22 protein-coding genes are annotated in these 24,087 nt (G+C 68.3%); 12 read left to right on the forward strand and 10 right to left on the reverse strand.

The window, feature by feature from the left end; genetic code table 11:
* The first annotated feature begins 153 nt into the window (after positions 1–153).
* From MAA8898_RS00380 to arfB, 5 genes are all read left to right on the forward strand, one after another.
* A complete protein-coding gene (locus MAA8898_RS00380) occupies positions 154–1,524 on the forward strand; it encodes an MFS transporter (RefSeq protein WP_094018991.1) in 1,371 nt (456 codons plus the stop codon).
* Positions 1,521–2,441 carry a penicillin-insensitive murein endopeptidase gene (gene mepA, locus MAA8898_RS00385; RefSeq protein WP_094018992.1) on the forward strand — a complete coding sequence of 307 codons (921 nt, stop codon included), beginning with the start codon at positions 1,521–1,523 and terminating at the stop codon, positions 2,439–2,441. The genes MAA8898_RS00380 and mepA overlap by 4 nt, the downstream gene beginning before the upstream one ends.
* 10 nt (positions 2,442–2,451) lie before the next feature.
* Positions 2,452–3,369, forward strand: a complete 918-nt coding sequence (locus MAA8898_RS00390) for an esterase-like activity of phytase family protein (RefSeq protein WP_245853201.1) — start codon at positions 2,452–2,454, stop codon at positions 3,367–3,369.
* A gap of 102 nt (positions 3,370–3,471) precedes the next feature.
* Positions 3,472–4,113, forward strand: a complete 642-nt coding sequence (locus tag MAA8898_RS00395; protein WP_094018993.1) for a queuosine precursor transporter — start codon at positions 3,472–3,474, stop codon at positions 4,111–4,113.
* A 258-nt stretch (positions 4,114–4,371) separates the two neighbouring features.
* Positions 4,372–4,791 (forward strand): alternative ribosome rescue aminoacyl-tRNA hydrolase ArfB, encoded by a 420-nt coding sequence (gene arfB, locus MAA8898_RS00400; protein WP_094018994.1) that lies wholly within the window; start codon positions 4,372–4,374, stop codon positions 4,789–4,791.
* Between the two features lie 141 nt (positions 4,792–4,932).
* On the opposite strand, the gene MAA8898_RS00405 is transcribed toward arfB, so the two are convergent.
* The gene (locus MAA8898_RS00405) at positions 4,933–7,485 is read right to left on the reverse strand and encodes a DUF4175 domain-containing protein (RefSeq protein WP_094018995.1); all 2,553 of its coding nucleotides are present in this window, start codon (positions 7,483–7,485) and stop codon (positions 4,933–4,935) included.
* A gap of 37 nt (positions 7,486–7,522) precedes the next feature.
* A complete protein-coding gene (lysA, locus tag MAA8898_RS00410) occupies positions 7,523–8,788 on the reverse strand; it encodes a diaminopimelate decarboxylase (RefSeq protein ID WP_094018996.1) in 1,266 nt (421 codons plus the stop codon).
* A gap of 245 nt (positions 8,789–9,033) precedes the next feature.
* Here lysA and MAA8898_RS00415 point away from each other — a divergent pair, with 245 nt between their 5' ends.
* Positions 9,034–9,855 carry an SDR family NAD(P)-dependent oxidoreductase gene (locus MAA8898_RS00415; RefSeq protein WP_094018997.1) on the forward strand — a complete coding sequence of 274 codons (822 nt, stop codon included), beginning with the start codon at positions 9,034–9,036 and terminating at the stop codon, positions 9,853–9,855.
* A 4-nt stretch (positions 9,856–9,859) separates the two neighbouring features.
* On the opposite strand, the gene hemF is transcribed toward MAA8898_RS00415, so the two are convergent.
* From hemF to clpS, 4 genes are all read right to left on the reverse strand, one after another.
* Entirely contained in the window at positions 9,860–10,759 is a 900-nt protein-coding gene (hemF, locus tag MAA8898_RS00420; protein ID WP_176445023.1) for an oxygen-dependent coproporphyrinogen oxidase, read from the reverse strand.
* Between the two features lie 91 nt (positions 10,760–10,850).
* Positions 10,851–11,651, reverse strand: coding sequence for an SDR family NAD(P)-dependent oxidoreductase (locus MAA8898_RS00425; protein WP_094018998.1), 801 nt, complete (start codon positions 11,649–11,651; stop codon positions 10,851–10,853).
* A 39-nt stretch (positions 11,652–11,690) separates the two neighbouring features.
* A complete protein-coding gene (locus tag MAA8898_RS00430) occupies positions 11,691–12,674 on the reverse strand; it encodes a class I SAM-dependent methyltransferase (protein ID WP_094018999.1) in 984 nt (327 codons plus the stop codon).
* Positions 12,675–12,695: 21 nt separating this feature from the next.
* The gene (clpS, locus tag MAA8898_RS00435; RefSeq protein ID WP_094019000.1) at positions 12,696–13,019 is read right to left on the reverse strand and encodes an ATP-dependent Clp protease adapter ClpS; all 324 of its coding nucleotides are present in this window, start codon (positions 13,017–13,019) and stop codon (positions 12,696–12,698) included.
* 120 nt (positions 13,020–13,139) lie between these two features.
* On the opposite strand from clpS, the gene MAA8898_RS00440 reads away from it, so the two are divergent.
* Positions 13,140–13,838: an HAD family hydrolase gene (locus MAA8898_RS00440; RefSeq protein ID WP_094019001.1), complete on the forward strand. Its 699-nt coding sequence runs from the start codon at positions 13,140–13,142 to the stop codon at positions 13,836–13,838.
* 314 nt (positions 13,839–14,152) lie between these two features.
* Positions 14,153–15,658 carry a D-alanyl-D-alanine carboxypeptidase family protein gene (locus MAA8898_RS00445; protein ID WP_094019438.1) on the forward strand — a complete coding sequence of 502 codons (1,506 nt, stop codon included), beginning with the start codon at positions 14,153–14,155 and terminating at the stop codon, positions 15,656–15,658.
* Between the two features lie 28 nt (positions 15,659–15,686).
* Here the strand turns inward: MAA8898_RS00445 and MAA8898_RS00450 are convergent, their stop codons facing one another.
* The gene (locus MAA8898_RS00450) at positions 15,687–17,432 is read right to left on the reverse strand and encodes an alpha/beta hydrolase (protein WP_094019002.1); all 1,746 of its coding nucleotides are present in this window, start codon (positions 17,430–17,432) and stop codon (positions 15,687–15,689) included.
* Positions 17,433–17,599: 167 nt separating this feature from the next.
* Positions 17,600–17,806, reverse strand: a complete 207-nt coding sequence (gene rpsU, locus MAA8898_RS00455; RefSeq protein WP_008207378.1) for a 30S ribosomal protein S21 — start codon at positions 17,804–17,806, stop codon at positions 17,600–17,602.
* A 114-nt stretch (positions 17,807–17,920) separates the two neighbouring features.
* Here rpsU and MAA8898_RS00460 point away from each other — a divergent pair, with 114 nt between their 5' ends.
* The 3 genes from MAA8898_RS00460 (at position 17,921) to MAA8898_RS00470 (ending at position 20,810) form a co-directional block, all read left to right on the forward strand.
* Positions 17,921–18,598, forward strand: a complete 678-nt coding sequence (locus tag MAA8898_RS00460) for a COQ9 family protein (protein WP_094019003.1) — start codon at positions 17,921–17,923, stop codon at positions 18,596–18,598.
* A gap of 188 nt (positions 18,599–18,786) precedes the next feature.
* A complete protein-coding gene (locus MAA8898_RS00465; protein WP_094019004.1) occupies positions 18,787–19,770 on the forward strand; it encodes an NAD(P)H-quinone oxidoreductase in 984 nt (327 codons plus the stop codon).
* 62 nt (positions 19,771–19,832) lie between these two features.
* The gene (locus MAA8898_RS00470; RefSeq protein ID WP_094019005.1) at positions 19,833–20,810 is read left to right on the forward strand and encodes a quinone oxidoreductase family protein; all 978 of its coding nucleotides are present in this window, start codon (positions 19,833–19,835) and stop codon (positions 20,808–20,810) included.
* Between the two features lie 42 nt (positions 20,811–20,852).
* Here the strand turns inward: MAA8898_RS00470 and MAA8898_RS00475 are convergent, their stop codons facing one another.
* Both MAA8898_RS00475 and hemC read right to left on the reverse strand, forming a co-directional pair.
* On the reverse strand, positions 20,853–21,710 hold the full coding sequence (locus MAA8898_RS00475; protein ID WP_094019006.1) for a DUF2189 domain-containing protein: 858 nt from the start codon (positions 21,708–21,710) through the stop codon (positions 20,853–20,855).
* 152 nt (positions 21,711–21,862) lie between these two features.
* Positions 21,863–22,819 carry a hydroxymethylbilane synthase gene (gene hemC, locus MAA8898_RS00480; RefSeq protein ID WP_176445025.1) on the reverse strand — a complete coding sequence of 319 codons (957 nt, stop codon included), beginning with the start codon at positions 22,817–22,819 and terminating at the stop codon, positions 21,863–21,865.
* A gap of 148 nt (positions 22,820–22,967) precedes the next feature.
* Between hemC and hemE the strand changes: the two genes are divergently transcribed.
* The gene (gene hemE / locus MAA8898_RS00485) at positions 22,968–23,996 is read left to right on the forward strand and encodes a uroporphyrinogen decarboxylase (protein WP_094019007.1); all 1,029 of its coding nucleotides are present in this window, start codon (positions 22,968–22,970) and stop codon (positions 23,994–23,996) included.
* The last annotated feature ends 91 nt before the right edge of the window (positions 23,997–24,087 follow it).

Genomic DNA, 24,087 nt, shown 5'->3' on the forward strand with positions numbered 1-24,087 from the left:
GTTTCTTCTGGCCGCAAATATCTCGGGGGAGTCGACCGCAGGGAGACGGGGGCAGAGCCCCCTTTTTTCCGGCAAGGCCGCAATCGCCGTGCATCCCCCTTGCCACCGCACCACCCGGCCTGTTCTATCGCGCCATTCCGCAAAGGGGCAGCCATGTCACATCCAACCAAGAGACAGCGCATCTGGGGCTGGATGTTCTTTGACTGGGCGCAACAGCCCTATGCGACGCTGGGCCTGACCTTCATCTTCAGCCCCTATTTCGCCGCCGTCGCGGCGGGGTATTTCGTGGCGCAGGGCGTGCCGCTGGACGGCGCCAAGGCCAATGCGCAAAGCCTGTGGTCCTCGGCGCAGACCGTCGCCGGGCTGGCCATCGCCTTTTCGGCGCCGCTGCTGGGCGCCTGGGCCGACGCCACCGGGCGCAAACGGCCCTGGTTCTGGCTGTTCACGATCCTCGCCATCCTCTGCGCCTTTTCGCTGTGGTTCCTGGAACCGGACGGCACGGGGCTGATCGCGGTGCTGGCGCTGTTCTGGATCGGCTTCGTCGCCTCGGAATCCGCCTTCAACCTGAACAACGCGATCCTGCCCAGCCTCGGCACGCAGGAAGAGGTGGGCCGCATCTCGGGCACCGCCACCGCCTTTGGCTATTGGGGCGGGGTTCTGGCGCTGTTCCTGATGCTGCTGTTCTTCGCCGAGAACGAGACCGGCAAGACGCTGATCGGCCTCGACCCGGCCTTCGGGCTGGACCCGGACGCGCGCGAGGGCACGCGTTTTGTCGGCCCCTTCATCGCGCTCTGGTTCGGGATCTTCCTGGTGCCCTTCTTCCTGTGGAACCGCGACGATCCGCTGGAGCGCAAGAAGCCCGAAAGCGTGACCCGCGTGCTGTCCGATCTCTGGGCCTCCATCGTCCGCGTGTCGCACCGCAAGTCCTGCCGCAATTTCCTGCTGGCCTCGCTGTTCTACCGCGACGCGCTGACCGCGCTTTATGCCTATGGCGGCATCTATGCCACGCTGGTGCTGGATTGGCAGGTGACGCAGATCGGCGTCTTCGGCATCATCGCCGCTGTCGCCGCCGCCGTGCTGTCCTGGGCCGGGGGGATCGCGGATGAACGGCTGGGGCCAAAGCCGGTGATCGTCTTCTGCATCTGGGTGCTGATCGTCGTCGGCTGCATCATCATCGGCATGTCGCGCGAAAGCCTGTTCGGCCAGCCCCTGGCCCCCGGCTCGGTGCTCCCGGACCTGATCTTCTACGCCTGCGGTGCGGCGATCGGCGGCGCGGGCGGCGCGCTCTATTCTGCCTCGCGCTCGATGATGGTACGGCACTGCAACCCTGCCCGCCCGGCCGAAGGGTTCGGCCTGTTCGCGCTGGCGGGCAAGGCGACGGCTTTCCTTGCCCCGGCGCTGATCACCCTGTTCACGATCGTGACACAGTCGAACCAGCTGGGCTTTCTTCCGGTGATCGGCCTTTTCGCCGCCGGGCTGGTTCTGCTAGTCTGGGTCAACCCGATGGGAGACCGCGTTTCATGATCCGTTTGCTGATTGCCCTTGCCCTGGGCCTGACCCTTGCCGCCTGCAACACCGGCAGCCGCGACATCTCGGGGGACCGCAGCGCCCCGGCGCGGCCGCTGGATCCGGTGCTGTCGTCGAAACAGGCCAAGCAGCTGTTCGGCGCCAAGGACGCGCCCTCCACCGCCCCGGCCCAGTCCTATGGCAGCTACGCCAAGGGGTGCATGGCCGGAGGTGTGCAGCTGGCCGAGACCGGGCCGACCTGGCAGGCGATGCGCCTGTCGCGCAACCGCAACTGGGGCCACCCGGAGTTGATCGACTACGTGCAGACCCTCAGCCGCAAGGCCGCGCAGCAACCGGGCTGGAAGGGGCTGTACTTCGGCGATTTCAGCCAGCCGCGCGGCGGTCCGATGCTGACCGGCCACGCCAGCCACCAGATCGGCCTCGATGCCGACATCTGGCTGCTGCCCGCCGACAACCTCAGCCTGAGCGTCCAGGCGCGCGAGAACATCTCGTCGATCTCGATGCAGCGCGCCTCGGGCGCTTATGTCAACGACAAGTGGACCCGCGCCCACCACGAGATCCTCAAGGCCGCCGCCAGCGACCCGCGCGTCGCGCGCATCTTCATCTTTGCCGGGGCCAAGGTGCAGATGTGCAAGGATGAAAAGGGCGACCGTGCCTGGCTGTCCAAGGTGCGCCCGTGGTACGGCCACCACTACCATTTCCACGTCCGGCTGAGCTGCCCCAAGGGCGCCAGGGACTGCGTCGACCAGGCCGCCCCGCCCGCCGGCGACGGCTGCAAGGAGGCCGAGGAATGGGTCGCCCGCATCCTCAACCCGCCGCCGCCGGACCCCAACGCCAAGCCCGCGCCGCCCAAGCGCGAGCTGACGCTGGGCGACCTGCCCCGGCAATGCGCCGACGTGCTGGCCGCGAACTGACCCGCCTGGCATGATCGTCTGCCTGAAACGCCTGCGCGCGGGCCTTGCCGCCTGCGCGGCGATGGTCGCGCTTGGCGCCTGCGCCGCCGAGGTCGCGCCCCGTGCCGACTTCGTGGGCCGGATCGACTGGCCGCGCTCGGCGCATCACCTGGGCGGTTTTTCCGGGCTCGAAGTCTCGGCCGACGGCACCGCCTTTGTCGCGATCTCGGATCGCGGCGGGCTGGTGCGCGGACAGCTGCTGCGCGACGGCGACACCCTGGTCGGCGTGACCCAGGACCCGCCGCTGGTGCTGCCCGATGACCTGACCCGGCCAAAGGAAGGCGACTGGGCCGACGTGGACGTGTTTCCGATGGATGCCGAAGGGCTGGCGATGGATGCCGACGGCCGGCTCTACATCTCGTTCGAGGGGTTCCACCGCGTCACCGCCTATGACACGGCGCTGCACGCCGCCGATCTGGTGCGCGCCACCGCCTTTGACCGGATGATCGGCAATTCCGGATTCGAGGCGCTGGCCATCGACCCGCAGGGGCGGCTGGTCACCCTGCCGGAACGCTCGGGCCGGCTGACCCGCCCGTTTCCGGTCTGGCGCTACGATCGCGGGTCCTGGACCCAACCGTTCTCGATCTCGCGCAGCGGGGGGTTCCTGCCGGTGGGCTCGGATTTCGGCCCGGACGGGCTTTTCTACCTGCTGGAGCGGGAGTTCACCGGATTTGCCTTCCGCACGCGCATCCGCCGCTTTGACCTGGGCGAAGACCGCGTGCTGTCCGAGGAAACCCTGCTGGAAACGCCCGCGCACCGTCACGGCAACCTCGAAGGCATCGCCGCCTGGCGCGACAGCGCCGGGGCGATCCGGCTGACCCTGCTGTCGGACGACAATTTCCGCGGTTTCCAGCGCAGCGAGTTCGTCGAGTACCGCGTGGCGGACTGACGCGGGTTCGCGCTTGACGCCGCAACGCAGGCTGCACTATGCCCCCGCCATCCGGCCTGACCGGATCAAGTCCCCGCAACCTTGGAAAAAACGGGTCCACACATGTCACGCGCCCATCTTCCCGGCATCCTTGCCATGGCGGCCATCGTTCTGGCCTCCAACATCCTCGTCCAGTTCCTGTTCGGCCAGTGGCTGACCTGGGGTGCCTTCACCTATCCGCTGGCCTTTCTGGTCACCGACCTGATGAACCGGATCTACGGTCCGGGCCCCGCCCGCCAGGTGGTCTTTGCCGGCTTTGTCGTGGGCGTCTTCTGTTCGCTGATCGGCACGCAGATCATGCTGCAGGGCGACGGCTACACCTATCCGGCGGTCACGGTGCGCATCGCGCTGGGCTCGGGCGTCGCCTTCCTCACCGCGCAGCTGGTCGACGTGGCGATCTTTGACCGGCTGCGTCAGGGCCGCTGGTGGCGCGCGCCGCTGGCCTCCACGCTGGTCGGCTCCACGCTGGACACCGCGCTGTTCTTTTCCATCGCCTTCTCGGCGCAGCTCAGCTGGCTGGAGGCCGGAAACGACGTGTCCTGGGCCAACGAAGGGCTGCCCTTCCTGGGCTTCGGCCCCGATGCTGCACTCTGGGTCTCATTGGCCGTCGCGGACTGGAGCGTGAAGCTGGGATTGGCCCTGCTGGCCCTCGTTCCCTTCCGCCTGATCGTTTCCTGGGCAACGCCAAACCAAAAAACAGCCTGAGACGCAAAAAAGACTTTGTGGTTCCACATGGGCGTGGCACCATCATCTTGCGTTTTCAACAGCTGAAAGGAGGTGATCCAGTGTCGAGAGAAGCATTGGAGAGAGGTGTCGGAACAGTTCGGGAGGTCGCAGCCCGGGGCAAACCCTAGGGCCTGTTCATCCCGAATTGGCGCAGCCCTAACCGGCCCCGCCTCCTGATTCTCGAAGGGTCGCCAGCCTGTCTGGCGGCCCTTTTCATTGTCCGGTAGAGTTCGCCCCATGCTGCGCATCACCGATCATATCGCAATCGAGGACTGGGAACTGACCGAACAGTTCGTCCGCTCCTCCGGCCCCGGCGGCCAGAACGTGAACAAGGTGTCGACGGCGGTCGAACTGCGGTTCGAGGCGGAACGCTCGCCGAACCTGCCCGCGCCGGTCAAGACCCGCCTGCGCAAGCTGGCCGGGCGGCGCTGGACCAAGGACGGTGCGGTGGTGATCCAGGTCGAGGACACCCGCAGCCAGGCCCGCAACCGCGAGATCGCCCGCGCCCGGCTGGCCGAGCTGATCGTCAAGGCGCTGGAAAAGCCCAAGCGGCGGGTGCCGACGCGGCCGACGCTGGGGTCGAAACGGCGGCGGCTGGAGGGCAAGAAGCAGCGCGGCGAGGTCAAGTCGCTGCGCGGCAAGGTCGATCCGGACTGATTTTCAGACCTGACTTGGACGCCTGCGCGACGCAACGCGCTTGGAAGCGCGTTGAAAGGGCTTTCCAAAGCCCTTTCCAGCGCCCGCCTCAGAGGTTGCCGCGCGCGGCCAACTCAGCCTGCTGACCCACGCAGCCCGGCTTCAGAACCGTTCGAGCAGACGATCCAGGTACTGCCGCTCTTCCTCGGGCCGGTCCAGCTCGCCCGACCGCTTGCGCAGCTCGCCCAGCAATTCCTCGGCGCGGCGATAGACGTCTTCGCCCTGCAACATGCCCTCGTCGGTGCCGACGCGGCCGGTGTTGCCGGCGTTGCGGCCCAGCGGATCGCGCTGCTCGCGCGGGTCGCCGCCCTCGGCAAAACCCTGTTCGCCGCCGCGTTGCTGCTGCTGTTGTGCCAGCGCTTCGCCCAGGTTGCGCATGCCTTCGCGCAGCGCTTCCATGGCGCGCGACTGCTGGTCGATCGCCTCGGCCAGGTCACCCTCGCGCAGCGCGCGCTCGGCCCCGTCCATCGACCGTTCCGCGTCGCGCAGCGCCTCGGCGGCGCGTTCGCCCGGCTCCGTCCCCTGCCCCGGCAGCGCCTGGCGCTGGCGGTTCAACTCGTTCCGCAGGGCACGCTGCCGCTCGGCCAGGTCGCCGGCCAGGTCGCCGCTGTCGCCCTGTCCGGGCTCGCGCCCCTGCTGGCCCGGCTGCTGGCCGGGGTCGTTCTGACCCTGCTGGCCCTGCCCCGGCTGGCGCGGCTGACCCTGCTGGCCCGGCTGCCCCTGGTTCAGGTCGCGGAACGCCTCGTCCGACAGCTCCTGCTGCTCGCGCAGCGTGTCGGCCAGCCCTTCCATCGCCTGTTCGCCCGGCGACTGGCCGCCCTGGCCCTGACCCTGGGTGACCTGCATGTTCTCCAGCATCTCCTGGAGCTGGCGCATGGCTTCCTGCGCCTCGGCCATGCGGCCCTGCTCCATCAGCTCCTGGATGCGGTCCATCATGCGCTGGATGTCGTCCTGCGACATCTGCATCATGTCCTGCGGGTTGCCCTGCTGCTGGCCATCGGGATTCTGCTGCGCCTGCTGCTGCGCCAGCTGGCGCAGATAATCCTGCGTCGCCTCGCGCAACTCCTGCATCAGCTCGGCGATCTCCTGGTCCGAGGCGCCGTTCTTCATCGCCTCTTCCAGCCGCTCCTGAGCGCGCTGCAGTCGCTCCAGCGCGTCCTGCAAGTCGCCCTCTTCCATCGCCAGCGCCAGATCCCACATCGCCTGCGCGATCTCGTCCTGCTTGTCGTCGCTGATCGCACCGTAAGTGGCCAGCACCTCGATCCGGTCGGTCAACCGGCGCAGGCGCTGGTATTCCACCTGCTTGCGGAACAGGTCATCGGGTTCGTTCATCACCGCCTTCAGCACCTGCACGATCATCGCCGCATTGTCGCGGTTCCACAGCAGCGACTGGCGCTGCTCGATCAGCGCCGCGGCCACCGGGTCGAAAAAGCGCCGCCCCGGCAGGACCAGCGCCTCGGGCTGGGACAGGCCGCGCTGGCCGCGCCCGTCCTCGACCTCAAGCTCCAGCTTCACCGGCAGGTTCGCCCAGGGGTGCAACGAGAAGTTGGCCACCAGCGCCTCCTTGAAGGCATCGCGGCTTCCGGCCACCGGCATCGGCAGCGGCACCTCGATGGTGGCGCGCGCCTCGGGCTCGATGGCGCGGCCATAGCGGCGGTCGACCGCGGCCAGGTCCAAAGTGACGCGCGCCTTGCCCATCACGACGCCGTGGTCGTCGCTGGCGGTGTAGGGAATGGTCGCCTCGCCCTCGTAGGTCACGTCGATGTCGCCGGCGCGGGCGACATCGGGCGCGGCATCGGGGATCATGGCGATCTGCCAGACCCGGCCGCCCGGCCCGTCCACCGCCAGCTCACCCGAGCGCAGAACGGCAAAGTCCTGCGCCGTCTCCTGCGCCGCCTCAGGCGTCAGCTCGCGCCCCGACACATTTTCGCGGATGCTGAGCGCGCCCACCTCGCCGTACATGCGCAGGGTGATCTCGGCCCCCTCCGGCGCCTCGATTCCTTCGGCGGTGATGTCGTTGAGGTAGACCGATGGCAGGCGGGTATAGGCGGGCGGTTGCATCCAGCCTTCCCAGGCCGGTCCCTGCGCCAGGTCAGGGCCGCCGGCGCCCATGCCGGTGACCGACTGCACCCGGACGAAGGAGCCGAACAGCAGCGCCACCGACAGCGCCAGCAGCGCGACGTAGCGCAGCGCCATGGGATCGTTGCGCGACACCCGCAGGTCAGGCTCGACCGCGCGCGCCGTGGCCAGGCGGTCCCGCATCCGCGCCTGGTGCGCGCGCCAGACCGCCAGCGAAGCGGGATCGCCCGCGCCGATCGCCTGGGTGTCCAGCGCCGCCTGGATCGGGTTGCCCTTCAGCGTCCCGTCCAGCCGCAGGATCGCCGCCTCGCGGCTGGGCCAGCGGAATCGCCGCGCGCCGAACCACAGTGCCCAGACCGCCCCCGCGCCCAGAACCGCGCCCGCGGCCCAGACCCATTCCACCGCCACCTCGTCCTGCACCCCCAGCATCAACAGTGCCAGAGTGAAGATCGCGATGGACCAGAGCGGCCAGAAGGCGCGCGCCACGCGCTCGGCCGCCATCCCGAAACGGGTCAGGGCCAGCGGCCAGCGCAGGGTGCGGAATATCTCGGGGATGTCGGACCGGTTGGGGGCCATGTCGCTCCTCGCAGCGTCGTACTGCAAGGAGGATACCCTACAGCCATTCCGGAATGGTATCGCGATTTATCATGTCGTCAAAGGAAGGCCGTGCCCGGATGACAGCGAATTGATCGCCCTTCACCAGCACTTCGGGCACCAGCGGGCGGCTGTTGTACTCGCTCGCCATCACCGCGCCATAGGCCCCGGCCGAGCGGAACGCCACCAGGTCACCGGAGTCCAGCGGCGGCATCAGCCGGCCCTTGGCAAAGGTGTCGCCGGTTTCACACACCGGGCCGACAATGTCATGCGGGTGCAACTCGGCCGCCGCCTCTGCCTCTTTCACTGGCACGATCTCGTGGTGCGCGTCGTACATGGCCGGGCGGATGAGGTCGTTCATCGCCGCATCCAGAATCAGGAAGTCGCGCCCCTCGCCATGCTTGAGGTAGATCACCTCGCTGACCAGCAGCCCGGCATTGCCGATGATCAGGCGGCCCGGCTCGATCTCGACCTCGCAGCCCAGGTGGCCAAGGGTGCGCTGGATCAACGCGCCGTAGTCCGACGGCAGCGGCGGCGCCTCGTTCGAGCGGGTGTAGGGAATGCCCAGGCCCCCGCCCAGATCCAGCCGCGTGATCTCGTGTCCGTCGGCGCGCAGGACCTCCGTCAGGTCCGCGACCTTGAGATAGGCCTGTTCGAACGGTTCGAGCTGCGTCAGCTGCGAGCCGATGTGCACGTCGATGCCGACGACCTTCAGCCCGGGCAGCGCCGCCGCCTCGGCATAGACCTCGCGCGCCCGCGCGATGGGAATGCCGAACTTGTTCTCCGACTTGCCGGTGGCGATCTTGGCGTGGGTCCTGGCGTCGACGTCGGGATTGACCCGAATGGTGATCGGCGCGACAACGCCCATGGCCGACGCCACCTCCGAGATCACCCGCATCTCGGGCTCGCTCTCGACGTTGAACTGGCGAATCCCGCCCTCCAGCGCCGCGCGCACCTCGGCCCGCGTCTTGCCGACGCCGGAAAACACGATCCGCTCACCCGGCACGCCTGCTGCCCTGGCGCGCGCGTATTCGCCGCCCGACACCACGTCCATGCCCGCACCCTCGGCCGCCAGCGTGCGCAGGATCGCCTGGTTGGACGCCGCTTTCATGGCGTAGCACACCAGGTGCGGCCCCCAGGACAGCGCCTCGTCGAACAGCCGGTAGTGCCGGACGAGGGTCGCCGAGGAATAGACATAGAACGGCGTGCCCACGGCGGCCGCGATCTCGGCAACCGGAACATCTTCGGCATAGAGCTGCCCGTCGCGATACACAAAATGATCCATGTGCGCGCTTTAGCCCACGGCGCGAAAGGGGGCCAGCCCCCTCTTGGTCCCGGACCAGGTCCGGACCCAATTCACCCCCGGAGTATTTGACCAAAGGAGAAACAAGGGCGCGCGCCCCTGGCTTCTTCTCTGTCCAAATACTCCCGGGGGAGTCGACCGAAGGGAGACGGGGGCAGCGCCCCCTCTTGCACCTATGGCGCAGGCGCCCCTAGTCTTGCCGGGAGCATCGAAGAGGGGGAGAGGCCATGCACCAGACCATCAAGCCGGGCAATGTCGCGGTGATCACCGGCGGCGCCTCGGGCATCGGGCACGAGATGGCGCGGCGGTTGGCGGCCGAGGGGATGCGGGTCTGCATCGCCGATCTGCCGGGCGAGACGCTGGAACGGGCCGTAATGGATACAGGTGCGGCGCTGGGGGTGGCGACGGACGTGTCCGACACCGACCAGCTGCACCGCCTGAAACGCGAGGTCACGGAGATGCTTGGCCCCGTCGATCTGCTGATGAACAACGCCGGGATCCAGCCCGGCAGCTCGATCTTCGACACCGAGGGCACCTGGGAGCGGGTCATCGCCGTCAATCTCTGGGGGGTGGTGCGCGCCTCGCAGATCTTTGCGCCCGACATGGCGGCCTCCGGGCGGCCCGGGCTGATCGTCAACACCGGGTCCAAGCAGGGCATCACCACGCCGCCGGGCGATCCGGCCTACAACGTGTCCAAGACCGGGGTAAAGGCCTTTACCGAGGCCTTGCAGCACGAACTGCGCAGCATCGACGGCTGCCGGACCGAGGCGCGGCTGTTCATTCCCGGCTGGGTGCACACACCGCTGACCGCGCGCGGGCGCAGCGAGAAACCGGAAGGCGCCTGGACGCCGGAACAGGTGGTGGATTACCTGCTGACCGCCCTTGGACGCGACGATTTCTACATCCTGTGTCCCGACAACGACGTCGACCGGGCGACCGACGCCAAGCGCATTCTCTGGGCCGCGCAGGACATCACCGAGAACCGCGCGCCGCTGTCGCGCTGGCATCCGGACTATGCCAAGGCCTTTGCCGAATGGCTGAAGTCCTGACCGCTCAGACCCATTTCGCCAGCGGCGGCAGGCTCATCAGCACCGCGTTGGCATCGTGCCCGGTGGCCAGGCCGAACTTTGTCCCCCGGTCGTAGACCAGGTTGTATTCGGCATAGAGACCGCGGTGCACCAGTTGCGCGTCCTTCTCGGCCGGGCCGAAGGGCATCACACGCCGCTTTTCCACCAGTGGCACGAAGGCCGGCAGGAAGGCGCGGCCGATGTCCTGGGTCAGGGCAAAGTCAGCCTCCCAGTCGCCGCTGTTGCGGTCATCCATGAAGATGCCGCCGACGCCGCGCGCCCGGTTGCGGTGCGGGATGTAGAAATACTCGTCCGCCCAGGCCTTCAACTCGGGGTAGAGGGTCTCACCATGCGGATCGAGCTGCGATTTCTGCGTCGCGTGGAAATGCGCGGTGTCCGCGTCGTACTCCAGGCAGGGGTTCAGGTCCGAGCCGCCGCCGAACCACCAGGCCCCCGGGGTCCAGAACATCCGCGTGTTCATGTGCACCGCCGGGCAATGCGGGTTCTGCATGTGCGCCACGAGGCTGATGCCCGAGGCCCAGAAGCGTGGGGCGCTGTCCATTCCGGGCACACCGCGCGCGGCCATCGCCTTTTGCGCTGCGGCGCCCAGCGTGCCGTAGACGGTCGAGACGTTCACGCCGACCTTTTCGAACACCCGTCCGCCGCGCATCACGCTCATCAGCCCGCCGCCCGCATCAGAGCCGTCGTCCGAGGCGCGCTTCGTCTCGGTCACCTCAAAGCGGCCGGGCGCGGCCTCGGCAAAGGGGCCCTGCGCATGGCTGTCCTCCAGCCCTTCGAAGGCGGCGACGATCTCGTCGCGCAGGGCGCGGAACCAGGCGCTGGCCCGGGTCTTTTCGGCGTCCATCGTCTGCTGCTGTCCGTCCATGATCCCCTCTCCTCTGCCGCCAATCTGTCCAGTCCGGTTGACACTCAGGCACAAGAACGGCAGGCGCGCAAGGCCCCTGCCGTGGCTTGCGTCAATGCGCCGGGGCGGCCGCCGGGTCCAGCAGGGTGCGCCCGCCGTCGACCGTCATGACCTGCCCGGTGACAAACCCCGCCCCGTCGCTGGCCAGGAACTGCACCGCCTCGGCCAGCTCGCCCGGCGCGGCGATGCGGCCCAGCGGGGTGTGGTGTTCGATTTCCGAGCGGTAGTCGCGGTTTTCCTTGAGGCTGTCCGCCAGACTGGCCGACATCACCGATCCAAAGGCCACCGCGTTCACCCGGATGCGGTGCGGCGCCAGCGCGACCGCCATCGACCGGGTCATCTGGTCCAGCGCGGCACAGGACACCGAGTAGCCCAGCAGGTCGGGATGGGTGCGGCGCGCGGCGATGGACGACAGGTTGATGATCGCGCCGACCTGGCCTTCGGCCTGGTCCTCGGCCTGCTTGATCATCCGCCGCGCCGCCAGTTGCGACATGCGGTAGGCGGTCGTCAGGTTCTGCGACAGCAGCTGTTCGACCGAGTCGTCCTCCAGGTCCAGCGGGTCCGTGGTCAGCAGCTGGCGCGAGCCATTGACCAGGATATCGACCCGGTCAAAGGCATCCAGCGTGGCCGAGATCAGGTTGGCCATGGTCAGCCGTTCGCGCAGATCGCCGGCAAAGTAGCGCAGCGTGCTTTCGTCGGAGGTGTCGCCGCATTCCTTGACCAGCTTGGGTTCGTCCATGTCGGCCAGCATGACATTGGCGCCCTTGTTGGCGAAATGCCGGGCGATGGCGAGACCCACGCCATTGGCGGCGCCCGTGACGATGGCCGTCTTGCCTTCGATGGAAAAGCTCATGTGAGACCTCTTGGCGGTGTCGGCGCAGCCTAGCGCCTCTCAGCGCCGGTGACGAGTTGGACGTGCGGCGTGCAGGATCTTGAACCGCGAATCGCCCCCCGCCTCGGTCAGCTGGCGAAAGCTGTCGGTCAGCGCGGATTCGTAGGGCAGGTGGCGGTTGGCGACCAGCCAGAGCTGGCCGTGCGGGGCAAGGACGCGGGCGGCGGCGGCGATGAAGGCGCGGCCGATCTGCGGATCGGCCTTGCGCCCGGCGTGGAACGGCGGATTCATCACCACCCCGTCCAGCGCGGCGGGCGGAGTCCAGTCGGTGGCGTCCGCCCAGTGAAAGACGGCGCGCGGGTCGGTGACGTTGCGGCGCGCGCAGTCCAGCGCGGTGTCGTCGGCCTCGACCAGGTGCAGCTGCGTCACGCCCTCGCGGCGCAGCACCTCGCGCCCCAGCCAGCCCCAGCCGGCGCCAAGGTCGGCAAAGCGGCCCTTCAGCGAAACCGGCAGCGCCGCGGCCAGCGCCTGCGACGCCGGGTCCGGCGCATCGGCCGAAAAGACGCCCGGCGCGGTCACGTCGCCCGATGCCAGCGTGGAGGGTTCGCGCCGCCAGTCGGACAGGTCGGCCCCGCCGGCGAACCAGAACACCTTGCCATGCGCCTTGGACACCTGCCCGTCCAGAGTCACGCGCCCGCGCAGGGCCTTGAGCAGGCTGTCGACCCCGTCGGTCTTGGCCCCGTCGACCACCACCAGTCCGGCCTGCACGCTGGCCCGGGCGATGCGGTCCTCGGCCAGGTCGCGGGCGCGGGGCAGCGTGACGATGGCGGCGGCATAGGCGCCGTCCAGCACCGTCTTCACGGCCAGGCCGCGGCGGTCCCAGGTCGCGTGGTCGGGATAGAAGGTCTGGATGACCTCGCAGCGCGCCGGGTCAAGCCCGCCGAGGTCCATGTCCCCGGGCGCGCCGACCAGCGCAATGCAACCCTCTGCGGGCAGCATCAGACCCCCGGCGGTCAGAGCGTGGTTCAGGCGGTCCTGGGACATCGGGCGGAAGGGCGCGCGCGCCTATTCCTTCTCCATCGTGCATTGCAGCGGGTGCTGGTGGCGGCGGGCAAAGTCCATCACCTGGCCCACCTTTGTCTCGGCGATCTCGTGGCTGAACACGCCGACCACGGCGACCCCCTTCTTGTGGACGGTCAGCATGACCTCGAAGGCCTGCGCGTGGCTCATGCCGAAAAACCGTTCCAGCACGTGCACGACGAACTCCATCGGCGTGTAGTCATCGTTCAGCAGCAGGACCTTGTAGAGCGGGGGGCGCTTGGTCTTCGGCTTGGTCTGCACCGCGATGCCGGTTTCGCCACGCCCGTCCTTGGGCGGCGTGTCGGTCATCGTCCATGTGAAGAGAGCGTCCGTCATCGAGGCTTTCGCGCATTGGGTTTCAGGCATTGGCAGCATTATATAGGCTCACGGTCCCTGCCGAAAAGGGACGATTGGGGGGCTGCATACAGGATGACCGGAAATCTTCAAACCATCGGTTTCGACGCGGACGACACCCTGTGGCACAACGAACGCTTTTTTGTCCTGACACAAGAGCGATTTACCGACCTTCTGCGCGACCATGCGAACCGCGACCACCTCTCCGAACGGCTGTTCGCGGCCGAGCGGCGCAACATCGGGCACTACGGCTTTGGCGTAAAGGGCTTTGTCCTGTCGATGATCGAAACCGCCATCGAGGTGACAGAGGGCCGGGTGCCGGCCCCGGTCATCGCCGAGCTGATCGCGGCGGGGCGGGACATGCTGGCCCACCCGATCGAACTGCTGCCCCATGCGCGCGCGGCGGTCGAGGCCGCCGCCGACCGGCACCGCGTCGTCCTGATCACCAAGGGCGACCTGCTGCACCAGGAACGCAAGCTGGCGCAGTCCGGGCTGGGCGAGCTGTTCCACGCGGTCGAGATCGTGTCCGACAAGACGCCCCTCACCTACGGGCGGATCTTCGGCGCCTTTCCCGGGGGGGCCGAGGCGGCGATGATGATCGGCAACTCGATGAAGTCCGACGTCGTGCCCGCCATCGAGGTCGGCGCCTGGGGCGTGCACGTGCCGCAGGATCTGGCCTGGGCGCTGGAACACGCCGAGACCCCGGACGCGCCGCGATTCCGCGAGCTGGCGGACCTTGGCGACCTGCCCGGTCTGATCGCCGACATCGGCTGATTTCGGCGCCCGGATTCGCCACAATTCGGCCACAATCCGCCTTGTTCCCGCCACATTGGCCGGTCTAGGGGCCCGTTTTGGCCGAACCCCAAGATGTTGCGCGAAATTCTCCACAAAAACCATTGCATTTCAGTAGATTGGAGGCTTCTCCTGATCCTTTGATCATGTTAGCATTGTATTAACCACGGCGCGCGAACAATGGTGCCGGGACAAGGCAGTACCCTAACCGAAAAATCGGGGGGAATGAGGCAGAAAGGCAGTGTATCGTGACGGGACGTCGCAGGCAGTCGGGCCGTTTGGGCCTGTATCTCTTCATGTTCATCTGGCTGGTGGTGTTCTTGCCGCTCAGCGTGTCCGCCGCTCCGCAGGCCGAGCTGGTGATGGACGCGCGCAACGGCAAGGTGATCCATTCCGACAACGCCGACACCCGGCTGCATCCGGCCTCGCTGACCAAGATGATGACGCTCTACATCGCCTTCGAGGCGGTGCAGAACGGCGAGATCAGCATGGATTCGCTGGTCACGATCTCGGCCAAGGCCGCGAACGAGGAACCCTCGCGGCTGGGCCTGAAGCCGGGCCAGAAAATCGCGCTGCGCTACCTGGTGCGCGCGGCGGCGGTCAAATCGGCCAATGACGCGGCCACCGCCATCGGCGAGGCGATCGAGGGATCGGAGGCGGCCTTTGCCCGCCGGATGAACCGCACCGCCAAGGCGATGGGCATGACCCGCACCACCTTCAAGAACGCGCATGGCCTCACCGAAGAGGGCCACCTGTCCACCGCCCGCGACATGACCATCCTGGGCTGGCACCTGATCTACGACTACCCGCAGTACTACAACCTGTTCTCGCGCAAGACGGCGGATGCCGGGGTGCGCACGGTCAACCACACCAATTCGCGGCTGCTGTCGTCCTACCAGGGCGCGGACGGCATCAAGACCGGCTACACCCGCGCGGCGGGCTTCAACCTTGTCGCCTCGGCCGAGCGCGGCGGCGAACGGGTCATCGCCACGGTGTTCGGCGGCCGGTCCGGCGCGGCGCGCAACGCCCGCGTGGCGGAACTCCTGGACCTCGGGTTCAGGGAATCGCCGTCCTGGGTGAGCGCCCGCAAGCCCAAGGCGCCGCCCTACATGGGCAAGGGTCCGGGCGCGGTCGATGTCCTGGTGGCCAGCACGTCGGACCCGATGCCGGGCACGCGGGCCAAGTCGATTCGCGTCGCCTCGGGTGCGGTCACGCGCAGCCTGCGCCCGGTCGCCCGCCCGAATTCCACCGCCGATCCGGCGCTGGTCGCGCCGATCGTGGCCTCGGTCAGCGACGACATCGTCAGGGAATTGCAGGAGGTGGCGCAGATCTCGGATACCGCGGCGGCCTCGCTGGTGCCAAAGGCGGCGCCGGACCCGGCGCCCGCTGCGGCTCCGGCGCCCGTCAGGATCGCGGCCGCGGTGCCCGAAGCGCCGGCCGCCCCTGCCGTTTCGGCCAAGCCGGTCATCCGGCCCGCCGCCATTGCCGAAGCCACCATCGCCTTCAAGGACACGCCCAGCCCCGCGCGCGAGGCCGAGGTGGTGACGCGGCTGTCGACCTCGGGCGGCAAGCATTGGGGCATCAACATCGGCCGCTTCCCGTCCGAATACGCCGCGCAGAAAGCCCTGCTGAAGGTCGCGCTGGCCGAGGATGCCACGCTGAACGGCGCCAACCGCAAGATCGTCAAGAGCAAGAGCGGCTTTGACGCCACCTTCATGGGCATGAACCGCGACAGCGCCGAACTGGCCTGCCGCCGGTTGCAGGCGCGTCAGATCAACTGCTTCATGGTCGGGCCGGGCTGACCCGGCCCTGACCCTGCCGCCCGGCGCCTCAGCGCCTGAGCGCGGCGAACATCAGGTCCAGCACGCTCAGCACCCGTTCGACCCGGCTTTGATCGCCCAGCAGGTCGATCACCAGCGAACGGATCTCGTCATCGGTGCGCAGGTGCCTGGTCTGGGCGTTCGACAGCACGCCGATCAGGTCGTTCGACGGGCAGACCCCCTCGCGGTAGACAAAGGCGGTGGTCGCCCCCGCCGCACTCGGCTGCAACCCGCAGCGGTTCTGCGGCGGCACGTCCTGCCAGAACAGCGTCATCATGTCGACCAGCGCCGAACTGTCGTTCGAAAAGTAGTTGTGCGCCAGCATGTCGTCGCCCAGCGAGGACATGTCGATGCTGTCAAAGCTGTCGCTGACCAGCAGGATGTCACCCCCCAGCCCGGCGCGCGGCGCCGATCCGTGCAGCTTTTGCGAGGACACCAGCGCCCAGTCGTTCGACGAGGCGTACAGCGTCATGCGGCGCGCCAGCGGCGCAAAGGTCCGGGCCATGGCGGCGAACAGCTCGGCGTCCACGTCCGGCGCGGCGAACATCACCTGGTCCAGGATCGGCGCGTCGCCGGGCCGTGCATCCCGCTTCAGCGCCAGGATCTCCAGCGCGTCGGTCAGCGCCTGGTTGCCCATGGAATGCGCCACCACGTTGATCGACTGCGCGCCCGAGCGCAGCACGAGGTCCTCGATGAACCGCGCCAGCCGGCGACCCGACAGCCGCACCACGGCGGCGTCGGCGTTGTAGCCCACGGTGCTGTCGCGCGACGGCCAGGAGAACAGCACCGGCACGGTGCCGTTGCCCATGTCGTGCACGATCTGCGCGGCGCGCTGCGAGGCGTATTCGAAGCTGTGGTTGTAGCCGTGGATATACAGCAGCAGGTCGCGCCCCGGATCGTCGGCGAACTCGCCCTGCAAGCGGCCGAAATAGGTCTCCGGGTCCATCGGTTCGACCGATTTCAGCAGGACGTGCTTGGATTCGCTGGCGCGGAACTCCAGCCGCCAGATCGACGGCTGCTCGACCCGCCCGGCGACGTGGGTGTTGGGAATCGTGACGGTCGCGACGCCCAGTTCCAGCCGCGCGCCCCGGTCGCTGCCGTAAAAGCGCGCGGGATGCGTGGCGCCGGTGCGGGCGCGGTCGGTGGCGTAATAGACCTCGACCGCGTGAAAGCCTTCTCCGGCCGGCACGGCAAGCGTCTCAAAGGCCGTCGCGCCCAGCGCCGAGGCCGCCGCCTGCGCGGTCTCGGCGGCCTCTGTGTCGCCCATCTTGGTGGCCAGGCGGGCAAGCTCGGCGTAGAGGTCGCGCAGCGTGTCGTCGTCGCGCCCGGTCTCCGTCTCGGCGGTGATGGCGGCCTCGATCATGGTGCGGGCCGAGGTCAGCGCGCCCTGCGCCTCGTAGATCTCGGCGGCCTTGAGGAAGGCCGGCACCGGGTCTTCGCCCAGCTCGGCGCGGGCAAAGGCGCGGGTGCGGGCCAGATCGGCCCAGGCGTCGCTGGCCTGCACGTAGCCCAGCGCCTCCAGCAGGTCGGCGCGCATCTGCATCAGGTCGGTCAGGATGCGCATTTCGGGCGGGGTGCCCAGCACGCGCGGATCGCGCAGCGCGATGTCGACCTGTTGCAGCGCCTGGAACGGATCACTCGCGGCCAGCGTGTCCAGCGCGATGACACGGCTGATGTCCTGCGCCTGCCCGGCCTGGGGCAGCGCGGTCAGGGCCATGCCGATGACCATGACCAGGGATCGGTGAATGATCGTCATGGAATCCTCGCTTCAAACACTTTTTCAACTGTCTGATTATGCGCGCTCCCACGGCGCGGGCAAGGTGGGGTATTCCGGGGGATGACAGGCGCGGCGTTGCGCCCCATGCAAAACGACCCCCGAGGCCGGGCCGCGGGGGTCGCATGTCTCGCTGTGCGTTCGGTTGCTTACAGCATGCCTTCGCGCTGGGCCTTCTTGCGCGCCAGCTTGCGGGCGCGGCGAATCGCCTCGGCCTTTTCGCGGGCTTTCTTCTCGGACGGTTTCTCGAAATGCTGCTTGAGCTTCATTTCACGGAACACGCCTTCGCGCTGCAGCTTTTTCTTCAGGGCACGAAGCGCCTGATCGACGTTGTTGTCGCGAACACTAACCTGCATGTGGTTTTCACCACCTTTCTAAGTTTGAGTTGCAAGGAAGTTTGCAGGAAGTGGCCCTATAGCAAGGGTCGGACTATTTGTCTAGGCTGTTGCCAGACCGAAAGGACCCCCCCGATGACCGAGACCGCAGACAAGATCCTGGACGCCGCGCTGATGCATGTGCCGTTTGACGGCTGGTCGGAAACGAGCTTTCGCGCCGCCGTGGCCGAGGCCGGGGTGGACCCGGTGGTGGCCCGCGGGCTGTACCCGCGCGGCGCGGTCGACCTGGCCGTCGCCTACCACCGGCGCGGCGATGCCGAGATGCTGGACCGCCTCGCCAGGGCCGACCTGTCGGAGATGCGGTTCCGCGACCGCGTCGCCTTTGCCGTGCGGGCGCGGATCGAGGCGGCGGAGGACCGCGAGGCGGTGCGGCGCGGCACCACGCTGTTTGCCCTGCCGATCTACGCACCCGATGGCGCCCGGCTGATCTGGGACACCGCCGACGCGATCTGGACCGCGCTGGGCGACACCTCGCGAGATATCAACTGGTACACCAAGCGGGCGACGCTGTCGGGGGTCTACTCGGCCACCGTGCTGTACTGGCTGGGCGACGATTCGCCCGGCAACGAGGCGACCTGGGCCTTTCTCGACCGGCGGATCGAGGACGTGATGCGGATCGAGAAGGTCAAGGCGCAGGTGCGCGACAACCGTCTGCTGAGCGGGCTGCTGGCCGGGCCGGCGCACCTGCTGAGCCGGGTGAAGGCGCCAGCGCACGCGGACGACCTGCCGGGCAGCCAGACCACCCCGCGCTGACGACAGGAGCGGTTTCGCCGTGACGGTGTCAAGGCGACCGGCCGGGGGCACTGCCCCCGGACCCCAGGGATATTTGACCGACCAAAGATGACAAGCGGCGCGCCCTGCCGGGATGGGCCGGGGAAAACCGCTTTGCCCTTGCCGCGCCGCTTGATACCACGTGCCGGACATCACAGGGAGGACCCGTCATGCCGGACACCATGCGCGCCGTCGAGATCAGCGAACCGGGGGGACCGGAGGTCCTGAAGCCGACAACTCGCCCGGTGCCGCAACCCGGTGCCGGGCAGGTGGTGCTGAAGGTCGCCTATGCCGGGGTGAACCGCCCCGACGCGTTGCAGCGCGCGGGCAGCTACGCGCCGCCCGCCGGTGCCTCGGACCTGCCGGGGCTGGAGGCCTCGGGCGAGGTCGTGGCGCTGGGCGCGGGGGTCGACGGGCTGAAACTGGGTGACAGGGTCTGCGCCCTGCTGCCGGGCGGCGGGTATGCGGAATACGTGGCGACCCCGGCGGCGCACTGCCTGCCGGTGCCCCGGGGCATGGGCCTGAGAGAGGCCGCCTGCCTGCCGGAGACCTTTTTCACCGTCTGGTCCAACGTGTTCCAACGTGGCGGACTGGAGGCAGGCGAGCGGTTCCTGGTGCATGGCGGCTCCAGCGGCATCGGCACCACGGCGATCCAGCTGGCGGCGCATTTCGGCGCGCGGGTCTTTGTCACCGCCGGGTCCGATGACAAGTGCGCGGCCTGCCTTTCGCTGGGCGCGGAGCGTGCGATCAACTACCGCGAGGAGGATTTCGTCGAGGTGATGAAGTCCGAGGGCGGCGCGCACCTGATCCTGGACATGGTGGGTGGCGACTACCTGCCGCGCAACGTGAAGGCGCTGGCCAACGACGGGCGGCTGGTGCAGATCGCCTTTCTGCAGGGGCCCAAGGTGACGCTGAACTTTGCCGAGGTCATGATGCGCCGGCTGACCATCACCGGCAGCACGCTGCGGCCGCAGAGCGACCTGGCCAAGGCGCGCATCGCCGATGCCCTGCGTGCGCAGGTTTGGCCGTTGCTGGACGCGGGCAAGATCGCCCCGGTGATGGATTCGGAATACCCGCTGGAAGAGGCCGAGGTCGCCCATGCGCGCATGGAAAGCTCGGGCCATATCGGCAAGATCGTCCTGAAGGTGGCCTGAAGGGGCTGGCGGGCTCAGACCCTGCCCTACATGACGCGACACACACACGAGGGGAGTGGACCATGGTCAAGACCATCATCATCGAGCAACACGGCGGGCCCGAACAGTTCAAGCTGGTCGACCGCGAGGTGGGCGGCCCGGGACCGGGCCAGGTCCGCATCCGGCACCACGCCTGCGGGCTGAACTTCATCGACGTCTACCAGCGGTCGGGCCTCTACCCGATGCAGCTGCCGCACGCGATGGGCATGGAGGGCGCCGGCGTGATCGAGGCCGTGGGCGAAGGGGTAAAGCATCTGAAGCCGGGCGACCGCGCCGCCTATGCCTCGATGCCGCCGGGCGCCTATTGCGAGGCGCGGGTGATGCCCGCCGCGCAGGTCTGCCCGCTGCCCGATGGACTCAGCTTTGAGCAGGGCGCGGCGATGATGCTCAAGGGGATGACGGTGGAGTACCTGTTTCACCGCACCACGCCGATCCAGAAGGGCGATTCTGTCCTGTTCCACGCCGCCGCCGGCGGGGTCGGGCTGATGGCCTGCCAGTGGGCGCGCTCCGAAGGCATCCGCCTGATCGGCACCGCCGGGTCGGATGAAAAGTGCCAGCTGGCGCTGGATCACGGCGCCGAGGCCTGCATCAACTACCGCTCGCCCGACTGGGTGGCGCAGGTGCGCGCGCTGACCGGGGGCAAGGGGGTGGACGTGGTGATGGACGCCGTGGGCAAGGACACCTTTGACGGCTCGCTGGACTGCCTGCGGCCGCTGGGGATGCTGATTTCCTTTGGCAATGCCTCGGGTCCGGTGCCGCCGTTCAACCTGGCGACGCTGGCCGCCAAGGGCTCGCTCAAGGTGACGCGGCCGACACTGTTCACCCACATCGCCGACCACGAGACCTGCCAGGCGATGGCCAGGCACCTGTTCGACAAGGTGTCGTCCGGCGCGGTCGAAATCACCATCGAACAGAAGTTCCCGCTGGCGCAGGTGGCCGATGCGCACCGCGCGCTGGAGGGCCGCAAGACCACCGGCCAGACCGTCATCACGGTCGGCTAATGGATCGCCGGGCGGGAGACATCCTCCGCCCGGCAGACCGCGTCAGATTACGGCGCGGCGATACAGGTGCCAGGTGGCGTGGCCCAGCACCGGCAGCACGATCACCAGGCCCAGCAGGAACGGCAGGCTGCCCAGCACCAGCCCGCAGGCCACGATCAGGCCCCAGGTCAGGATCACCTGCGGATTTTCCCGCGTCACCCGGACCGAGGTCAGGACCGCCACCGGCAGGCCGACGCGCCGGTCCAGCAGCAGCGGGAACGACACGACCGAAGTCGCCAGCACCGCCAGGGCAAAGACAAAGCCGATGGCGCAGCCCAGCACGATCATCACCCAGCCGGCGGAGGTGGTCAGCGCCGCGTCGACAAAGGCGCCGATCGAGACGGGCGCCTCCGGCCCCAGCGTCGCGCCGTAGAGATGGCCCGCGACCACCAGCCAGAGACAGAACACCGTCGCCAGGTACAGGCCCATCACCACGATGGCGGCAAAGCGCGGCCGCTCCACCACCTTGAGCGCCGAAAGCCAGTTGGCCGGCTCCCCGGCCTCGCGGCGGCGGCTGATCTCGTAGACGCCCACCGCCGTGACCGGCCCCAGCAGGGCAAATCCGGCGATCATCGGAAAGATCAGCGGCAGAAACGACGTGTGGAGCGCGCCGACAGCCAGCGCGATGCCGATGATCGGGTACAGCAGCACGATGAACATCACGTCCGTCCGGCAGGCCTTGAAATCCTCCCAACCGGCGTCCAGCGCCTCGCGCAGGTCGTCGGTGGTCAGCTTGCGGGTCCGGGGCGGGGCTTCGTCCACCTCGCCGCCGAGTCGCTGGGCCGAATCCGCCACGTGACGGCCGGTCAGGCCGATGGCCTCGGCCAGCCATGTTCCGGGGTTTCCGATGGTTCGGGGCATGTGTGTGGTCCTCCTGGCAAGGGGACGCGCCAACCGGCCCGGATGTGGCGTCAGGACGGCCGGGCCGGTCAGACGCGTTATGCGTCAAAAGGTAGCACAAAAACGCAGGTTTGGCTATCACGCTGCCGCGAGGCGGTTTTTTCCGGCGCGCATCACGCCTTGTGGGCCAGGAACCCCGGTCCGGCACGGCCCAGCAGATCCGCCGCCAGCCTTCGGCCCAGGTCCGCGCCTTCGGCCACCGGGCCGCGGATCTCGCCGGCAAAGGCGGCGGAGCCATCGGTCTTGAGGATCTCGCCGCGCAGACGCAACTGGTCGCCGTCGATCTCGGCCAGGCCGGCGATGGGCGTCTCGCAGGAGCCGTCCAGCGCGGCAAGAAAGGCGCGCTCGGCGGCCAGGCGGTCGCCGGTGGGCGCATCGTGGACTGACGCCAGCATCCTCTGCGTGCGCGCGTCGTCGCTGCGCCGCTCGATCCCGATGGCGCCCTGCGCCACGGCGGGCAGCATGTCCTCGGTCGCGATCGGCGCGGCGGGCACCTCGGTCATGCCCAGGCGGTTCAACCCGGCGCAGGCCAGGAACGTCGCCGCCGCCACCCCGTCACCCAGCTTTTTCAGTCGGGTTTGCAGGTTGCCGCGGAACTCGACGACCTTGAGGTCGGGACGCCGGTGCAGCAGTTGCGCCCGCCGCCGCAGCGACGAGGTGCCGACAACCGCGCCCTGCGGCAGGTCGTGCAGGCTGCGATACGCCGGGCAGATGAAGGCATCGCGCACATCCTCGCGCGGCAGGTTGCAGTCCAGGATCAGCCCCTCGGGCTGAAAGGTCGGCATGTCCTTCATCGAGTGCACCGCGATGTCGATGCGCCCCTCCAGCAAGGCTTCCTCGATCTCCTTGGTGAACAGGCCCTTGTTGCCGATCTCCTTCAGCGGGCGGTCCGCGTCGATCAGGCTGCGGTCGTCGCCGGTGGTCTTGATGACACAGATCTCGAACGCCGCCTCGGGCAGGTCGAAGGCGGCGGACAGCCGGGCACGGGTCTCATGCGCCTGGGCGAGGGCCAGCGGCGACCCACGGGTGCCGATCTTCAACGGGGCGGAGGGCGAGGGCATGTCTGTCATGGGCACCGGCATAGCGTTGTGTTCTGGCAAAGGGAATCCGAATTCTGTGCGCCGACAATGCGTCAACTCAACTTGACAGTCCATGATGACTTGACACCAGGGTCGGGGCGTCCGATCCCTCGGGCAAGACAAGGAGGAAGACATCCCCATGACCAAGACGATCCTGCGCGCCCTTGCGGGCGAGGTGCTTCCGACGCCGCCGATCTGGATGATGCGTCAGGCCGGGCGCTACCTGCCTGAGTATCGCGCGACGCGGGGCGAGGCCGGGGACTTCCTGTCGCTGTGCTACAACCCGGAGCTTGCGACCGAGGTGACCTTGCAGCCGATCCGGCGCTACGGCTTTGATGCCGCGATCCTGTTCGCCGACATCCTGCTGTTGCCGCAGGCGCTGGGCGTGGACCTGTGGTTCGTCACCGGCGAAGGCCCCCGCATGTCGACCGTGACCACCGAGGCCGAGTTCGACAGGCTGGGTCGGGGGGAGATGATCCACGACACGCTGAACCCGGTCTACCAGACGGTGCGCAACCTGAGCGCGCAGTTGCCGCCGGAGACCACGCTGATCGGCTTTGCCGGCGCGCCCTGGACGGTGGCGACCTACATGATCGCCGGGCAGGGAACCAAGGACCAGGGCCCGGCCCACGCGCTGAAAGCCGAAAACCGCCCGCTGTTCGAAAAACTGATCGACCGGCTGACCGAATCCACCATCGACTACCTGTCGGAACAGGTGAAGGCCGGGGCCGAGGTGGTGAAGCTGTTCGACAGCTGGGCCGGCTCGCTTCAGGGCGAGGATTTCGACCGCTACTGCACCGCCCCGGCCCGCACCATCACGCAGGAGCTGAAACGCCGCTTTCCCGGCCTGCCGGTCATCGCCTTTCCGCGCCAGGCGGGGGACAAGTACATCGGTTTCCACGCGGCGACGGGGGCGGACTGCGTCGCGATCGATGACAGCGTCACGCCGGAATGGGCGGCCGAGCACGTCCAGACCGCCGGCTGCGTGCAGGGCAACCTCGCCTCGTCCCACATGGTGACGGGCGGCGACGACCTGGTGCGCGAAACGCGGCGCGTGGTGCAGGCGTTTTCCAAGGGGCCGCACATCTTCAACCTGGGTCACGGGATCACCCCGGACGCCGACCCGGAGAACGTTCAGCTGATGATCGACACGGTGCGCGGGGCCTGAGGCCGCTACCCCTCTGCCCGGCCTGATCGCGACGGCGAACGTTTCGCACTGAGGGTCGCGCCCGACCCTGGGTGGGCGCTTGCCTACTCCC

Source organism: Antarctobacter aquimaris (genome assembly GCF_900184945.1).
Classification (GTDB): domain Bacteria; phylum Pseudomonadota; class Alphaproteobacteria; order Rhodobacterales; family Rhodobacteraceae; genus Maliponia; species Maliponia aquimaris.

Bases quoted from the DNA above. Each gene is read 5' to 3' on its own strand.
- MAA8898_RS00380 (WP_094018991.1), top strand. From the start codon at position 154: ATGTCACATCCAACCAAGAGACAGCGCATCTGGGGCTGGATGTTCTTT.
- mepA (WP_094018992.1), top strand. From the start codon at position 1,521: ATGATCCGTTTGCTGATTGCCCTTGCCCTGGGCCTGACCCTTGCCGCC.
- MAA8898_RS00390 (WP_245853201.1), top strand. From the start codon at position 2,452: ATGATCGTCTGCCTGAAACGCCTGCGCGCGGGCCTTGCCGCCTGCGCG.
- MAA8898_RS00395 (WP_094018993.1), top strand. From the start codon at position 3,472: ATGTCACGCGCCCATCTTCCCGGCATCCTTGCCATGGCGGCCATCGTT.
- arfB (WP_094018994.1), top strand. From the start codon at position 4,372: ATGCTGCGCATCACCGATCATATCGCAATCGAGGACTGGGAACTGACC.
- MAA8898_RS00405 (WP_094018995.1), bottom strand. From the start codon at position 7,485: ATGGCCCCCAACCGGTCCGACATCCCCGAGATATTCCGCACCCTGCGC.
- lysA (WP_094018996.1), bottom strand. From the start codon at position 8,788: ATGGATCATTTTGTGTATCGCGACGGGCAGCTCTATGCCGAAGATGTT.
- MAA8898_RS00415 (WP_094018997.1), top strand. From the start codon at position 9,034: ATGCACCAGACCATCAAGCCGGGCAATGTCGCGGTGATCACCGGCGGC.
- hemF (WP_176445023.1), bottom strand. From the start codon at position 10,759: ATGGACGGACAGCAGCAGACGATGGACGCCGAAAAGACCCGGGCCAGC.
- MAA8898_RS00425 (WP_094018998.1), bottom strand. From the start codon at position 11,651: ATGAGCTTTTCCATCGAAGGCAAGACGGCCATCGTCACGGGCGCCGCC.
- MAA8898_RS00430 (WP_094018999.1), bottom strand. From the start codon at position 12,674: ATGTCCCAGGACCGCCTGAACCACGCTCTGACCGCCGGGGGTCTGATG.
- clpS (WP_094019000.1), bottom strand. From the start codon at position 13,019: ATGACCGACACGCCGCCCAAGGACGGGCGTGGCGAAACCGGCATCGCG.
- MAA8898_RS00440 (WP_094019001.1), top strand. From the start codon at position 13,140: ATGACCGGAAATCTTCAAACCATCGGTTTCGACGCGGACGACACCCTG.
- MAA8898_RS00445 (WP_094019438.1), top strand. From the start codon at position 14,153: ATGTTCATCTGGCTGGTGGTGTTCTTGCCGCTCAGCGTGTCCGCCGCT.
- MAA8898_RS00450 (WP_094019002.1), bottom strand. From the start codon at position 17,432: ATGACGATCATTCACCGATCCCTGGTCATGGTCATCGGCATGGCCCTG.
- rpsU (WP_008207378.1), bottom strand. From the start codon at position 17,806: ATGCAGGTTAGTGTTCGCGACAACAACGTCGATCAGGCGCTTCGTGCC.
- MAA8898_RS00460 (WP_094019003.1), top strand. From the start codon at position 17,921: ATGACCGAGACCGCAGACAAGATCCTGGACGCCGCGCTGATGCATGTG.
- MAA8898_RS00465 (WP_094019004.1), top strand. From the start codon at position 18,787: ATGCCGGACACCATGCGCGCCGTCGAGATCAGCGAACCGGGGGGACCG.
- MAA8898_RS00470 (WP_094019005.1), top strand. From the start codon at position 19,833: ATGGTCAAGACCATCATCATCGAGCAACACGGCGGGCCCGAACAGTTC.
- MAA8898_RS00475 (WP_094019006.1), bottom strand. From the start codon at position 21,710: ATGCCCCGAACCATCGGAAACCCCGGAACATGGCTGGCCGAGGCCATC.
- hemC (WP_176445025.1), bottom strand. From the start codon at position 22,819: ATGACAGACATGCCCTCGCCCTCCGCCCCGTTGAAGATCGGCACCCGT.
- hemE (WP_094019007.1), top strand. From the start codon at position 22,968: ATGACCAAGACGATCCTGCGCGCCCTTGCGGGCGAGGTGCTTCCGACG.